The organism is Nocardioides ochotonae, assembly GCF_011420305.2.
Classification (GTDB): Bacteria; Actinomycetota; Actinomycetes; order Propionibacteriales; family Nocardioidaceae; genus Nocardioides; species Nocardioides ochotonae.
Map to the genome: position 1 here is coordinate 1,491,311 of NZ_CP061769.1, position 14,297 is coordinate 1,505,607.

Consider the following 14,297-nt stretch of genomic DNA (forward strand, 5'->3'; position numbering starts at 1 on the left):
GGCACCGACGACGACGGGAGGATCCCGTGCCGTATCAGCACGCGTTCCCGCCGCCCCAAGGGCTGTACGACCCCACCAACGAGCACGACGCATGTGGTGTGGCATTCGTGGCGACCCTCACCGGGGTGGCCAGCCACAAGATCGTGCAGCAGGGCGTCACCGCACTGCTCAACCTCGACCACCGCGGCGCCGCCGGTGCCGAGCCCAACTCGGGCGACGGTGCGGGCATCCTGATCCAGGTCCCCGACGCATTCCTGCGCGCGGTCACCGCCGAGCTCGGCATCGAGCTGCCCGGCGCCGGCCAGTACGCCGTGGGCACCGCGTTCCTGCCCGGCGACGCCGAGCAGGTCGCGAAGACCCGCCTCCAGGTCGAGGCGATCGCGGCCGAGGAGGGTCTCGACGTCCTCGGCTGGCGCGAGGTCCCCGTCGACCCGAGCTCGCTGGGCTCCACCGCCCGCGCGGTCATGCCGACGTTCTCCCAGCTCTTCGTCGCCGCCCGCGGCGCGCGCCTGAGCGGCCTGGCCCTGGAGCGCCTGGCGTTCTGCCTGCGCAAGCGCGCCGAGCGGGAGACCGACGTCTACTTCCCGTCGCTGTCCTCGCGCACGCTGGTCTACAAGGGCATGCTGACCCCGGTCCAGCTGGACGAGGTCTTCCCCGACCTGCGCGACGAGCGGATGGCCTCGGCGATCGCCGTGGTCCACTCCCGCTTCTCGACCAACACGTTCCCGAGCTGGCCGCTGTCGCACCCGTTCCGGTTCATCGCCCACAACGGCGAGATCAACACCGTGATGGGCAACCGCAACTGGATGCGGGCCCGCGAGGCGCTCCTCGCCTCCGACCTGATCCCCGGCGACCTGGAGCGGCTCTACCCGATCTGCACCCCGGGCGCCTCGGACTCCGCGTCGTTCGACGAGGTGCTCGAGCTGCTCCACCTCGGTGGCCGCTCGCTGCCGCACTCGGTGCTGATGATGATCCCCGAGGCGTGGGAGAAGCACACCGAGATGGATGCCCGTCGCCGGGCGTTCTATGAGTTCCACTCCACGGTCATGGAGCCGTGGGACGGCCCCGCCTGCGTCGTGTTCACCGACGGCTCGCAGATCGGCGCCGTGCTGGACCGCAACGGCCTGCGCCCCTCGCGCTACTGGGTCACCGACGACGGCCTGGTCGTGCTGGCCTCCGAGGTCGGCGTCTTGGACATCGACCCCGCGAAGGTCGTGCGCAAGGGCCGCCTCCAGCCGGGCAAGATGTTCCTCGTCGACACCGAGGAGCACCGGATCGTCGAGGACGAGGAGATCAAGTCCGAGCTCGCCTCGGAGCACCCCTACGACGAGTGGCTGCACGCCGGCCTGATCCACCTCGACGACATCCCCGCGCGCGAGCACGTCGTGCACACCCACGCCTCGGTCACCCGCCGCCAGCAGGTCTTCGGCTACACCGAGGAGGAGCTGCGGATCCTGCTCACCCCGATGGCCAACACCGGTGCCGAGCCGATCGGCTCGATGGGCACCGACACGCCCATCGCGGCGCTGAGCGAGAAGCCGCGGCTGCTGTTCGACTACTTCAGCCAGCTCTTCGCCCAGGTCACGAACCCGCCGCTGGACGCCATCCGCGAGGAGCTCGTCACCTCGCTGAACGGCTCCATCGGCCCGGAGTCCAACCTGCTCGAGCCGACCCCCGCGTCGTGCCGCCAGGTCGTGCTGCCGTTCCCGGTCATCTCCAACGACGACCTGGCCAAGATCCGCCACGTCAACCGCGACGGCGACATGCCGGGCTTCATCACCCACGTCTCCCGTGGCCTGTACGACGTCGAGGGCGGCGGCGCGGCGATGGCCGCGCGGATCGACGAGATCTGCGCGGAGGTGTCCGCGGCGATCGCCGACGGCGCCCGCATCATCGTGCTCTCGGATCGCCACTCCACCGCGGAGAAGGCGCCGATCCCGTCGCTGCTGCTCACCGGCGCGATCCACCACCACCTGGTCCGCGAGAAGACCCGCACCCAGGTCGGCCTGCTCGTCGAGGCCGGCGACGTGCGCGAGGTCCACCACGTGGCCCTGCTGGTCGGCTACGGCGCGGCCGCGGTGAACCCCTACCTCGCCATGGAGTCCGTCGAGGACCTGGCCCGCGAGGGCTACTACGTCAAGACCGACCCCGAGGTCGCGGTCAAGAACCTGATCAACGCGCTCGGCAAGGGCGTCACCAAGGTGATGTCCAAGATGGGCGTCTCCACGGTGGCCTCCTACACCGGCGCGCAGATCTTCGAGGCGGTCGGGCTCGCCCAGTCGGTCGTCGACAAGTACTTCACCGGCACCGTCTCCAAGCTCGGCGGCATCGAGCTGGACACGATCGCCGAGGAGGTGGCGCGCCGCCACGCCGCGGCGTACCCGAAGAACGGCATCGCGCCCGCGCACCGCGAGCTCGCGATCGGCGGGGAGTACCAGTGGCGCCGCGAGGGCGAGCCGCACCTGTTCGACCCCGAGACCGTCTTCCGCCTGCAGCACGCCACCCGCTCGGGTCGCTACGACGTGTTCAAGCAGTACACCTCCCGGGTGGACGAGCAGTCCGAGCGGCTGATGACGCTGCGCGGCCTGTTCCGGTTCAAGGACGCCGCCGAGACCGGTCGCCAGCCGATCCCGATCGAGGAGGTCGAGCCGGTCTCCGAGATCGTCAAGCGCTTCTCCACCGGCGCGATGTCGTACGGCTCCATCTCCCAGGAGGCGCACGAGACCCTCGCGATCGCCATGAACCGGCTGGGCGCGAAGTCCAACACCGGTGAGGGCGGCGAGGACCCCGAGCGCCTCTACGACCCCGAGCGCCGCAGCGCGATCAAGCAGGTCGCCTCGGGCCGCTTCGGCGTCACCTCGGAGTACCTCACCAACGCCGACGACATCCAGATCAAGATGGCGCAGGGCGCGAAGCCCGGCGAGGGCGGCCAGCTGCCCGGCCACAAGGTCTACCCGTGGGTGGCCAAGACCCGGCACTCCACGCCCGGTGTGGGCCTGATCAGCCCGCCGCCGCACCACGACATCTACTCGATCGAGGACCTGGCGCAGCTGATCCACGACCTCAAGAACGCCAACCCGCAGGCCCGCGTCCACGTGAAGCTGGTCTCCGAGGTCGGCGTCGGCACGGTCGCGACCGGCGTCTCCAAGGCGCACGCCGACGTGGTGCTGATCTCCGGCCACGACGGCGGCACCGGCGCCTCGCCGCTCACCTCGCTCAAGCACGCGGGCGGTCCCTGGGAGCTCGGCCTGGCCGAGACCCAGCAGACGCTGCTGCTCAACGGCCTGCGCGACCGGATCGTCGTGCAGGCCGACGGCCAGCTCAAGACCGGTCGCGACGTCGTCATCGCCGCCCTGCTGGGCGCCGAGGAGTTCGGCTTCGCCACCGCGCCGCTGGTCGTCTCCGGCTGCGTGATGATGCGGGTCTGCCACCTCGACACCTGCCCGGTGGGCGTCGCGACGCAGAACCCGGTGCTGCGCGAGCGCTACTCCGGCAAGGCCGAGTACGTCGTGAACTTCTTCGAGTACATCGCCGAGGAGGTCCGCGAGATCCTCGCCCAGCTCGGGTTCCGCACCCTGGACGAGGCCGTCGGCCGCGTCGGGGCGCTGGACGTCGAGCAGGCCGTGACCCACTGGAAGGCGCAGGGCCTGGACCTGACGCCGGTGCTGCACCTGCCCGAGCTCCCGGAGGGGGCCGCGCTGCGCAACACCACCACCCAGGACCACGGGCTGGAGAAGTCCCTCGACCTCACCGAGCTGGTGCCGCTGGCCCAGCCGGCGCTCGAGAGCGGGGAGCCGGTCCGCGCCCAGGTGCAGATCCGCAACGTCAATCGCACGGTCGGCACGATCCTCGGCCACGAGGTGACCAAGCGCTACCGCGGCGAGGGCCTGCCCGACGGCACGATCGACATCACCTTCCTCGGCTCGGCCGGTCAGTCCTTCGGCGCGTTCGTGCCGAAGGGGATCACGCTGCGCCTGGAGGGCGACGCCAACGACTACGTCGGCAAGGGCCTCTCCGGTGGGCGGATCGTGATCCGCCCGGACCGCGCCGCGTCGTTCCGCGCCGAGGAGCAGATCATCGCGGGCAACACGCTCGCCTACGGCGCGACCTCGGGTGAGATCTTCGTCCGCGGCGGCGCCGGCGAGCGCTTCGCCGTCCGCAACTCCGGTGCCCGCCTGGTCACCGAGGGCGTCGGCGACCACGCCTGCGAGTACATGACCGGCGGCCGTGTGGTGGTCCTCGGTCCGACCGGCCGCAACGTCGCGGCCGGCATGTCCGGCGGTGTCGCCTGGGTGCTCGACCTCGACGAGCGCCGCGTGAACGGCGAGCTCGTCGAGCTCGGCCCGGTCACCGGACCCGCGGCCGCCGAGCTCGAGGAGCTCGTGCGCCGCCACGCCGAGGAGACCGGCTCCGCCGTCGCCGAGGCGCTGCTGGCGGACTGGGACACGGCGCTGACCCGGTTCACCGAGGTCATGCCGCGTGACTACCGCATCGTCTTGGAGGCCAAGGCGAAGGCCGAGGCCGCAGGCCTCGACGAGAACGAGACCGCGAACGCGATGATGGAGGCCCTCCATGGCTGACCCGAAGGGGTTCCTCAAGACCCCGCGCGAGGTGGCCGCGCGCCGCCCCGTCGAGGAGCGGGTGCACGACTACAAGGAGGTCTACCCGGGAAGCGCCGGGCGAGCCCTCCTGCCGATCATCACCGAGCAGGCCGGGCGCTGCATGGACTGCGGCATCCCGTTCTGCCACAACGGCTGCCCGCTGGGGAACATCATCCCCGAGTGGAACGACCTGGTGTGGCGCGACGACTGGGAGGCTGCCAGCGAGCGGCTGCACGCGACCAACAACTTCCCGGAGTTCACCGGTCGCCTCTGCCCGGCGCCGTGCGAGACCGCGTGCGTGCTCGGCATCAACCAGCCGGCGGTGACGATCAAGAACGTCGAGGTCAGCATCGCCGACAAGGCGTGGGAGGCCGGCTACGTGCGCCCGCAGCCGCCGGAGTGGCTCTCGGGCCGCACCGTCGCGGTCATCGGCTCGGGCCCCGCGGGCCTGGCCGCCGCGCAGCAGCTCACCCGGGCCGGGCACACCGTGGCCGTCTACGAGCGTGCCGACAAGGTCGGCGGGCTGATGCGCTACGGCATCCCCGAGTTCAAGATGGAGAAGCAGCACCTCGACCGCCGCATCGACCAGATGCGCCGCGAGGGCACCGTCTTCCGGGCCGGCGTCGACGTCGGCGGCACCCTCACCGGTGAGGAGCTCCGTGCGCGCTACGACGCGGTCGTGCTCGCCATCGGCGCGACCGTGCCGCGCGACCTGGCGGTCCCCGGGCGCGAGCTCGGCGGCATCCACCAGGCGATGGAGTTCCTGCCGCAGGCCAACCGCACGGCGGTCGGCGAGAGCGTCGAGGGCCAGATCGTGGCCACCGACAAGGACGTCGTGATCATCGGTGGCGGCGACACCGGTGCGGACTGCCTCGGCACCTCGATCCGCCAGGGCGCGCGCTCGGTCACGCAGCTGGAGATCATGCCCCAGCCGACCGAGGAGCGTCCCGCGGGCCAGCCGTGGCCGACGTACCCGATGCTGTACCGCGTCTCCTCGGCCCACGAGGAGGGCGGCGAGCGGGTCTACTCCGTGTCCACCCAGGAGTTCCTCGGCGACGAGGACGGCAACGTCCGCGCGCTGCGCCTGGTCGAGGTCCGCTTCGAGGCGGGCAAGCTCGTCGAGATCGAGGGCACCGAGCGGGAGATCCCGGCCCAGCTGGTGCTGTTCGCGATGGGCTTCCTCGGTCCGGAGAAGCCGGGCCTGGTCGAGCAGCTCGGCGTCGACCTCGACGAGCGCGGCAACGTCGTGCGCGACCTGTCCTACATGTCCTCGGTGCCGGGCGTCTTCGTCGCCGGCGACGCGGGCCGTGGCCAGTCGCTCATCGTCTGGGCGATCGCGGAGGGCCGTGCGGCCGCCGCGGCCGTGGACACCTTCCTGACCGGGTCCACGAACCTGCCCGCACCCATCAAGCCGACCGAGCGTCCGCTCGTCGTCTGAGGTCCACCAGAGGTCCTGGAGGCCAGGTCCCTGCCGCGGCAGGGACCTGGCCTCCGGTGCGTCCAGAGCCGCTGCGCCGAATGCCCGCCCGCCCGGTGGACCGGTAGGCTCGGGGGCGTGCGTAGAGCCAAGATCGTCTGCACCCTGGGCCCCGCGACCGCGTCGCCACGTCGTATCCGCGAGCTCGTCTACGCGGGGATGGACGTCGCGCGGTTGAACATGAGCCACGGCAGCCATGCCGACCACGCCGAGTCCTATCGGATGGTCCGCGAGGCGGCCGACGCGAGCGGCCACGGGGTCGGCATCTTCGCCGACCTCCAGGGCCCCAAGATCCGCCTGGAGACGTTCGCCGACGGCCCCGTCGACCTGCGCCGCGGCCAGGCCTGGACCATCACCACCCGTGACGTGCCGGGCGATGCGAAGGTCTGCGGCACGACGTACAAGGGCCTGCCCGGCGACGTCGCGGTCGGCGACCCGATCCTCATCGACGACGGGCGGGTGCGCCTGCGCGTCGTCGCGGTCGAGGACACCGATGTGCACACCGAGGTGCTGGTCGGCGGGCGGGTGAGCAACCACAAGGGCATCAACCTGCCGGGTGTCGCCGTCTCGGTGCCGGCCGTCTCGGAGAAGGACCTCGAGGACCTGCGCTTCGCCCTCGAGCTCGGGGTCGACTTCATCGCCCTGAGCTTCGTGCGTGACGCCAAGGACGTCGAGGACGTCCGTGCGGTCATGGACGAGATGGACATCCGGGTCCCGGTGATCGCCAAGATCGAGAAGCCGCAGGCCATCGAGAACCTCGACGAGATCATGAAGGCCTTCGACGGCTTCATGGTCGCGCGCGGCGACCTCGGCGTGGAGTGTCCGCTGGAGGACGTGCCGTTCCTGCAGAAGCAGGTCATCGAGAAGGCGCGGCTGAACGCCAAGCCGGTGATCGTCGCCACCCAGATGCTCGACTCGATGATCAGCAACCCTGCGCCGACCCGCGCGGAGGCCTCGGACGTCGCGAACGCCGTGCTCGACGGCGCGGACGCCGTGATGCTCTCCGGTGAGACCAGCGTGGGGGAGTACCCCGTCCACACGGTCGAGACCATGTCGCGGATCATCACCGCGACCGAGCAGTACGCGATGGCCGACGACACGACCGGCGTGATCCGCAAGATCCCGTGGGACCCCCACACCAAGGGCGGCGTCATCGCCAAGGCGGCCGTGGAGGTCGCCGAGCGGATCGGGGCCAAGTACCTCGTCGCGTTCACCCAGACCGGTGACTCGGCGCGCCGCCTCTCGCGCATGCGGCCCGACATCCCGTTGCTCGCCTTCACCCCCGAGTCGCGGGTGCGCTCCCAGCTCGCCCTCACCTGGGGCGTCGAGACCTTCATGACCCACCCGGTCAACCACACCGACGAGATGGCGCCGCTCATCGACCGCACGCTCCTCGAGCTCGGCCGCGTCGAGGAGGGGGAGTTCGTGGTGATCATCGCCGGCGCCCCGCCCGGCGTCCCCGGCTCCACCAACGCGGTGCGCATCCACCGCATGGGCGACGCCCGCAACGGCGTGGCCTGGGCCTACCGCAACCCGCCCAGCGGGCTGGCCTGAGACCGAGCCTTCGGGCCTGCCAGAGCCGTACGACGACGGGGCCGCGCGATCGCGCGGCCCCGTCGTCGTTTCCTGTGCGGTGCTCCGCGCAGGAACGCGGGGTGCCGAGTGCGGGAGTCGAACCCGCACGCCCAGAGGGCAGCGCTTTTTGAGAGCGCCGTGTCTGCCATTCCACCAACCCGGCCCAGCGCCCACACGTTACCGGATCAGTCGGGCCGGATAGCCTGTGGTCCGTGAGCCAGCCAGCCCCCTCCCCGTCCGCCGCGGCGGACACCCGCACCGTCGTCATCGCCGAGGACGAGGTCCTCATCCGCATGGACCTCGCTGAGATGCTCACCGAGGAGGGGTACACGGTCGTCGGTCAGGCGGGCGACGGCCAGCGCGCCATCGAGCTCGCCGAGGAGCTGCGGCCCGACCTGGTCATCCTCGACGTCAAGATGCCGGTTCTCGACGGCATCGCCGCCGCCGAGCACATCGCCAGCCGCCGGATCGCACCGGTCGTGATGCTGACCGCCTTCTCCCAGCGTGAGCTGGTCGAGCGGGCCCGTGACGCCGGCGCGATGGCCTACCTGGTCAAGCCCTTCTCCCAGAGCGACCTGGTCCCCGCGATCGAGATGGCGGTGAGCCGGTTCGCCGAGCTCACCATGCTGGAGTCGCAGGTCGCCGACCTCTCCGACCGCCTCGAGACCCGCAAGGCCGTCGAGCGGGCCAAGGGCGTGCTCCAGGCCCAGCTGAAGCTCTCCGAGCCCGACGCCTTCCGCTGGATCCAGAAGACCGCGATGGACCTGCGCCTGTCGATGCGCCAGGTCGCCGACGGCGTCAACGAGCACGGTCCGAGCATCGCCGGCTGAGTTCCCTGACCGCTCGCTGGTAACCGTTTGGTTTCGGTCCGCGTGGTCGGACGTGATCTGCGCAACGTGCCCCTAGACTTCCCGTGCTTTGCAGACCGGCCCGCCCAGGGTCGGCCCCGACCCGGGTCGGGCGACAGCGAGGGGTGTGTGTGGGTTCGCGACTGGTGGCGCTCCTAGCGTCCGTTGTGGTGGCACTGGTGGCGCTCGCGCTGCCGCTGACCGCCTACGCCTCCGAAGGCGTGTCTGAGACACCCGGTGGCAGTCCCTCACCGAGCGGGTCACCGAGCCCCGGGGGCTCGCCGTCCTCGGCGCCGGTCGACCCCGACGCGACCGCGGTCAACGTGGTGCTGCGCGATGAGTCCAACCTCGACGAGGAGGGCGACCCGACCCCGGTGCCCGGCGTGACACTGCGGGTCAGCGACGAGAGCGACGCCGCGGTCGGCGAGGGCGTCACCGATGCCGAGGGGCGCGCGATCATCGCCGTACCTGCGAAGGGGACCTACACGGTCACCCTCGACGAGTCCACGCTGCCCGACGGTGTCCAGCTCGACGAGGACGCCCGCACGGAGGTCACGATCGCGGTCCGGCTCGACGGACCCAACAACTTCGGCGTCTTCCCGATCGGGGTGGTCGCGGGCGACACGGCGTCGTTCGCGGACAGGCTCAGCACCAGCCTCACCTCGGGAGTGAAGTTCGGCCTGATCATCGCGCTCGCGGCGCTCGGGTTGTCGCTGATCTTCGGCGCCACCGGGCTCAGCAACTTCTCCCACGGCGAGCTGATCACGCTGGGCGGGATCCTGACCTACGTCTTCAACCAGGGGCTGGGGCTCTCGGTGATCTTCGCCGGGGTCATCGCCACCGTGCTCGCCGGAGTCTTCGGCTACGGCCAGGATCGGCTGCTGTGGCGCCCGCTGCGGCATCGCGGAACCGGCATCATCGCGATGATGATCGTCTCGATCGGCTTCGGGTTGTTCCTGCGCAGCACCTACCAGTACACGTTCGGCGGGTCGACCAGGTCGCTGTCGCAGTACACGACCCAGGCCCGCAAGGACTACGGGCTCGTCTCGCTCTCCGACAAGGAGATCGCGATCATCTCGATCGCCATCGTCGTCATCGCCGTGACCTGTGTGGCGATGATGCGCAGCCGGCTGGGCAAGGCGATGCGTGCCGTCTCCGACAACCCGGCGCTCTCGGCATCCTCCGGCATGCGGGTCGACAGCGTGATCAACGCGGCATGGGTCCTCGGCACCGCGCTGACCGGCCTCGCCGGCGTGCTGTACGCCGTCGACGGCCAGGTCAACTTCCAGATGGGCTTCAAGCTGCTGCTGCTGGTCTTCGCGGCCGTCACGCTCGGCGGCTTCGGCACCATCTGGGGCGCGCTGGTCGGAGCAATGGTGATCGGCCTCGTGGTGGAGGTGGGACCGCTGTTCGGCGTCCCGTCCTCGATCAAGGAGGTCGGCGCGCTGGTGATCTTGATTCTCATCCTGCTGATCCGGCCGCAGGGCATCCTCGGTCGTCGAGAGCGGATCGGTTAAGGGGTAGACGTGGACTTCGGTGACATCCTCTCGACGGCGCTCAACCAGGCGCTCGGTCCGGACGCGATCGTGTTCGCGCTCGCGGCGATCGGTCTCAACATCCACTTCGGCTACACCGGCCTGCTGAACTTCGGTCAGGCCGGGTTCATGGCGGTCGGCGCGTACGGCCTGGCGGTCACGGTGGTGGTCGTCGGCTGGCCGTTCTGGGTCGGCGTGGTCATGTCGTTCCTGGCCGCACTGGTCTTGGCGCTGGTCCTGGGCTTCCCCACGCTGCGACTGCGCGCGGACTACCTGGCGATCGCGACGATCGCCACCGCCGAGATCCTCCGGCTGGTCTTCGGATCGGTGGAGATGAAGGACCAGTTCGGCGGCTCCAACGGTCTGACCGGCTACTCGCAGGTCTACAAGGACCTGAACCCCTACTCCGAGGGCATCGACCTCGGCCTGATCAGCTTCAGCCGTGGCGACCTGTGGAACATCACCGTCGGCTGGTCGCTGGTCGCGATCAGCTGCCTGATCGTGTGGGCGCTGATGCGCAGCCCGTGGGGCCGGATCCTGCGGGCGATCCGCGAGGACGAGGACGCGGTGCGGTCGCTGGGCAAGAACGTCTTCGCCTACAAGATGCAGGCGTTGATCCTGGGTGGCATGTTCGGAGGTATGGCCGGCCTGTTCTTCGCGCTGAAGCAGGCCTCGGTGGTGCCCAGCCAGTACAACACCCAGCTGACCTTCCTGGCCTACACCGCGCTCCTGGTCGGAGGCGCCGCACGCGTCCTCGGCCCGGTCGCCGGTGCGATCATCTACTGGTTCCTGCTCTCGGCCCTGGGTGCGTTCTTCGCCCAGGCCACGAGCGGGGCCGACCCGTTGCTGCCGACCTGGGCGATGACCGAGACCCAGGCCAGCCTGGTTCGCTTCATCGTGACCGGTCTGGCGCTGATGCTGCTGATGATCTTCCGACCCCAGGGGATCTTCGGCGACCGAAGGGAGCTGGCCATCGATGGGCGCTGACCTGAGCGCGGCACAGGCGGGACTCGACGACGTACCCACCGAGCCCGGAGCCGCCAAGCCCGACCCGCTGATCGTCGGGCGCAACATCACCCGCACGTTCGGTGGACTGAAAGCCGTCGACGTCGAGCACATCGAGATCCAGCGGGGCGTCATCACCGCGCTGATCGGGCCGAACGGCGCCGGCAAGACCACCCTGTTCAACCTGTTGACCGGCTTCGACACCCCGGACAGCGGGGAGTGGAGCTTCGACGGCCGCCCGCTGCAGAAGGTGCCGGCCTACAAGGTCGCCCGGATGGGCATGGTCCGCACCTTCCAGCTGACCAAGGTCCTCGCCAAGCTCACCGTGATCGAGAACATGCGGATGGGGGCGACCGGCCAGCGCGGCGAGAGGTTCTGGGCGGCGCCGTTCAGGTGGCTCTGGGCCGACCAGGAGGACGAGATCACCGATCGCGCCGACAGCCTCCTCACCAGGTTCAAGCTCGACGCCAAGCGCGAGGACTTCGCCGGGTCGCTCTCGGGCGGCCAGCGCAAGCTCTTGGAGATGGCCCGCGCCTTGATGGTCGACCCCGCGCTGATCATGCTCGACGAGCCGATGGCGGGTGTGAACCCGGCGCTGAAGCAGTCGCTGCTCGGTCACGTCCAGTCGCTGCGAGACGAGGGCCGCACCGTGCTGTTCGTCGAGCACGACATGGACATGGTCCGGCACATCTCGGACTGGGTGATCGTGATGGCCCAAGGCAAGATCGTGGCCGAGGGCCGTCCGGAGTCGGTGATGGCCGACCAGCGGGTGATCGACGCCTATCTCGGTGCGCACCACGACACCGATCTCACCGAGGTCGACGAGGCTGAGATCGAGCGCGAGGCCCTGGCCGAGATCGAGGAGGAGCAGGCATGAGCGAGCAGCCCGACACGTCCGGCATGACGCCCGAGCGCGAGGTGCACCTGGCGGGCGCCGACGGCGCGGTCCTGCGCGCCGACAACCTGATCGCGGGCTACCTGCCCGGGGTGAACATCCTCAACGGTGCTGACCTGTACTGCCAGCCCGGTGAGCTGGTCGGCATCATCGGACCCAACGGCGCCGGCAAGTCCACGCTGCTCAAGGCGATGTTCGGGCTGGTCAAGGTGCACACCGGCACGGTGCTGCTCAACGGTGCCGACATCACCAACCAGCGCGCTGACCAGCTGGTCGCCCAGGGGATCGGGTTCGTGCCGCAGAGCAACAACGTCTTCCCGAGCCTGACCATCGAGGAGAACCTCGAGATGGGCTGCTACCAGCGGCCCAAGTCGTTCGGCGAGCGGTTCGACTTCGTCGCGGACCTGTTCCCGACCCTGGGCTCGCGCCGCAAGCAGCGAGCCGGATCGCTGTCCGGCGGCGAGCGGCAGATGGTCGCCATGGGGCGCGCGCTGATGATGAACCCCGACGTGCTGCTCCTCGACGAGCCGTCGGCCGGACTGTCTCCGGTCATGCAGGACGAGGTGTTCGTCCAGACCCGCAAGATCAATCGGGCCGGGGTCTCGATCGTCATGGTCGAGCAGAACGCCCGACGCTGCCTGCAGATCTGCGACCGGGGCTACGTCCTGGACGCGGGTCGCAACGCCTACACCGGCACCGGCAAGTCGCTGGCTGACGACCCCAAGGTGATCGAGCTCTACCTCGGCACCTTGGGCAAGGCCGGCTGAGCCGCCCGTCGTAGCGGTCTCATCACCGCTGCGCTGACGAGCACGACACACACCGAACGTGCCCCCGGTCGAGGACCGGGGGCACGTCCGTTCTGTGGTGCAGGATCAGATGTCGGCCGCGATGAGGTCGACGGCGGTGTTGTTGCTCGGGAGCGGTGTCCGACGGACGCGCGCGTCCGCAGGCGGTCCCGACCGGGCCTGGCCCCCGCGGCCCCATCACTGCTGCGCTGAGGAGCACGACCAAAACGAACGTGCCCCCGGTCGAGGACCGGGGGCACGTTCGCGTGTGGTGCAGGATCAGATGTCGCCGGCGATGAAGTCGACAGCGGTGATCTTGTTCTTGGCGTCGTACTCGTAGATGCCGATGGACGCGGCGGTCGGGCTGCCGGTCTCACCGAGCTCGATCGGCCCGGAGACGCCGTTGTAGTCGATGTCCTCGCCGTCGGCCAGCAGGTCGGCGCACTCCTTGAAGGTGGTGCACTCGGTGCCGTCCTTGGTCACGCCCGGGATCTCCTTGGCGATCTCGTCGCCGGCGTCGCTGCCGGCCGCGATCGCAGCCAGGGCCGAGACCACCACGGCGTCGTAGGACTCCGCGGAGTAGGAGTAGTCGGTGAGGCTGGGGTCGACCTTCTTCAGACGCGACCGGAAGTCGTCGCCCGCGTCGGCACCGGGGAGGGTGCCCTTGGTGCCCTTGAGCGTGCCCGGGGGCAGCGTGGTGGTGCCGTCCTCGCTGTAGTCGGCGGTGTTGCCGTCCACCAGGTACGTCGGGATGTCCTGCGGCCCGGCGCCGGCCTGGATCAGCTGCGGAATGATCGTGGTCGTCTCCTCGAAGCCGATCAGCACGAGCGCGTCCGCACCGGAACCGGCGATCTCGGCGACCTGCGAGTCGTAGGACTGCGCCTTCTCGCCGTAGAAGACGGTGGCGGTGACCGAGCTGCCGGCGTTCTCCAGGTTCTTCTGGACCTCGGAGGCCAGCGTCTCGCCGTACGCGTCCTGGCGAGCCATGATCGCGACGTCGTTGCGCCCGTCCTGGAGGAGCAGGTTGGCCATGACGGCACCCTGCAGGATGTCGGAGGGTGCCGTGCGGAAGTAGTTGTCCGCCTCGGCGTAGTCGCCCTCGTCGAACGCCGTCGAGGTGTTCGCCGGGGAGAACATGACGGCGCCGGCCGACATGATCTTGTCGATCACGGTCAGCGAGACACCCGAGGAGGCGGCACCGACGATCACGTCGGAGTTGGCCGCGAGAAGCTTGTCGGTCTCGGCGGGCGCGATGCCGTTGTCGGCGTCGCCGGAGTCACCGCGCACGTGCACGGCGTCCTTGCCGAGGACACCGCCGGCCGCGTTGATGTCCTTGATCGCCAGGTCGACACCGGCGAACTCGGGCGGGCCGAGGAACGCGAGGCTGCCAGTGGCGGGGAGCAGCGAGCCGACGGTGAAAGTGCCGTCACCCTGGGTGACCGCTGCCGGTGCATCGCTCTCGTCGGTGTTGTCGTCGTCGCCCGAGTCGTCACTGCCACATGCCGAAAGCACGAGCGCGCTTGCAGCAGCAACAGCGGCGAGGCGAAGAGTCGTCGAATTGCGCTTCATCTGTCCT

At 69.9% G+C, this 14,297-nt stretch carries 9 protein-coding genes and 1 tRNA gene; 8 read left to right on the forward strand and 2 right to left on the reverse strand.

Translation table 11 applies throughout. From position 1 onward, the window contains the following. Positions 1-26: 26 nt before the first annotated feature. From gltB to pyk, 3 genes are all read left to right on the forward strand, one after another. Positions 27-4,580 (forward strand): glutamate synthase large subunit, encoded by a 4,554-nt coding sequence (gltB, locus tag HBO46_RS07305; protein WP_166139700.1) that lies wholly within the window; start codon positions 27-29, stop codon positions 4,578-4,580. Further along, positions 4,573-6,039 (forward strand): glutamate synthase subunit beta, encoded by a 1,467-nt coding sequence (locus HBO46_RS07310; RefSeq protein WP_166139701.1) that lies wholly within the window; start codon positions 4,573-4,575, stop codon positions 6,037-6,039. Before gltB ends, HBO46_RS07310 begins: the two co-directional genes overlap by 8 nt. Positions 6,040-6,156: 117 nt before the next feature. Next, a complete protein-coding gene (gene pyk / locus HBO46_RS07315) occupies positions 6,157-7,632 on the forward strand; it encodes a pyruvate kinase (RefSeq protein WP_166139702.1) in 1,476 nt (491 codons plus the stop codon). Between the two features lie 102 nt (positions 7,633-7,734). Here pyk and HBO46_RS07320 read toward each other — a convergent pair. Further along, positions 7,735-7,816 (reverse strand) — tRNA-Leu (locus tag HBO46_RS07320). A 49-nt stretch (positions 7,817-7,865) separates the two neighbouring features. On the opposite strand from HBO46_RS07320, the gene HBO46_RS07325 reads away from it, so the two are divergent. The 5 genes from HBO46_RS07325 to HBO46_RS07345 all read left to right on the forward strand — a co-directional run bounded on the left by HBO46_RS07325 (position 7,866) and on the right by HBO46_RS07345 (position 12,703). Continuing rightward, on the forward strand, positions 7,866-8,483 hold the full coding sequence (locus tag HBO46_RS07325) for an ANTAR domain-containing response regulator (RefSeq protein ID WP_224769429.1): 618 nt from the start codon (positions 7,866-7,868) through the stop codon (positions 8,481-8,483). A gap of 188 nt (positions 8,484-8,671) precedes the next feature. After that, positions 8,672-10,018 carry an ABC transporter permease subunit gene (locus tag HBO46_RS07330; protein ID WP_166139703.1) on the forward strand — a complete coding sequence of 449 codons (1,347 nt, stop codon included), beginning with the start codon at positions 8,672-8,674 and terminating at the stop codon, positions 10,016-10,018. A gap of 9 nt (positions 10,019-10,027) precedes the next feature. Beyond that, positions 10,028-11,023: a branched-chain amino acid ABC transporter permease gene (locus HBO46_RS07335; RefSeq protein ID WP_166139704.1), complete on the forward strand. Its 996-nt coding sequence runs from the start codon at positions 10,028-10,030 to the stop codon at positions 11,021-11,023. Beyond that, positions 11,013-11,918, forward strand: a complete 906-nt coding sequence (locus tag HBO46_RS07340) for an ABC transporter ATP-binding protein (protein ID WP_166139705.1) — start codon at positions 11,013-11,015, stop codon at positions 11,916-11,918. The genes HBO46_RS07335 and HBO46_RS07340 overlap by 11 nt, the downstream gene beginning before the upstream one ends. Continuing rightward, complete coding sequence (locus HBO46_RS07345) at positions 11,915-12,703, forward strand: ABC transporter ATP-binding protein (RefSeq protein ID WP_166139706.1); 789 nt, start codon at positions 11,915-11,917, stop codon at positions 12,701-12,703. Before HBO46_RS07340 ends, HBO46_RS07345 begins: the two co-directional genes overlap by 4 nt. Before the next feature lie 297 nt (positions 12,704-13,000). Here the strand turns inward: HBO46_RS07345 and HBO46_RS07350 are convergent, their stop codons facing one another. Further along, entirely contained in the window at positions 13,001-14,233 is a 1,233-nt protein-coding gene (locus HBO46_RS07350) for an ABC transporter substrate-binding protein (RefSeq protein ID WP_224769430.1), read from the reverse strand. Positions 14,234-14,297: the final 64 nt, after the last annotated feature.

Excerpts from the sequence above, each read along its gene's own strand:
- HBO46_RS07310 (WP_166139701.1), top strand. The coding sequence starts at position 4,573 with ATGGCTGACCCGAAGGGGTTCCTCAAGACCCCGCGCGAGGTGGCCGCG.
- HBO46_RS07345 (WP_166139706.1), top strand. The coding sequence starts at position 11,915 with ATGAGCGAGCAGCCCGACACGTCCGGCATGACGCCCGAGCGCGAGGTG.
- HBO46_RS07340 (WP_166139705.1), top strand. The coding sequence starts at position 11,013 with ATGGGCGCTGACCTGAGCGCGGCACAGGCGGGACTCGACGACGTACCC.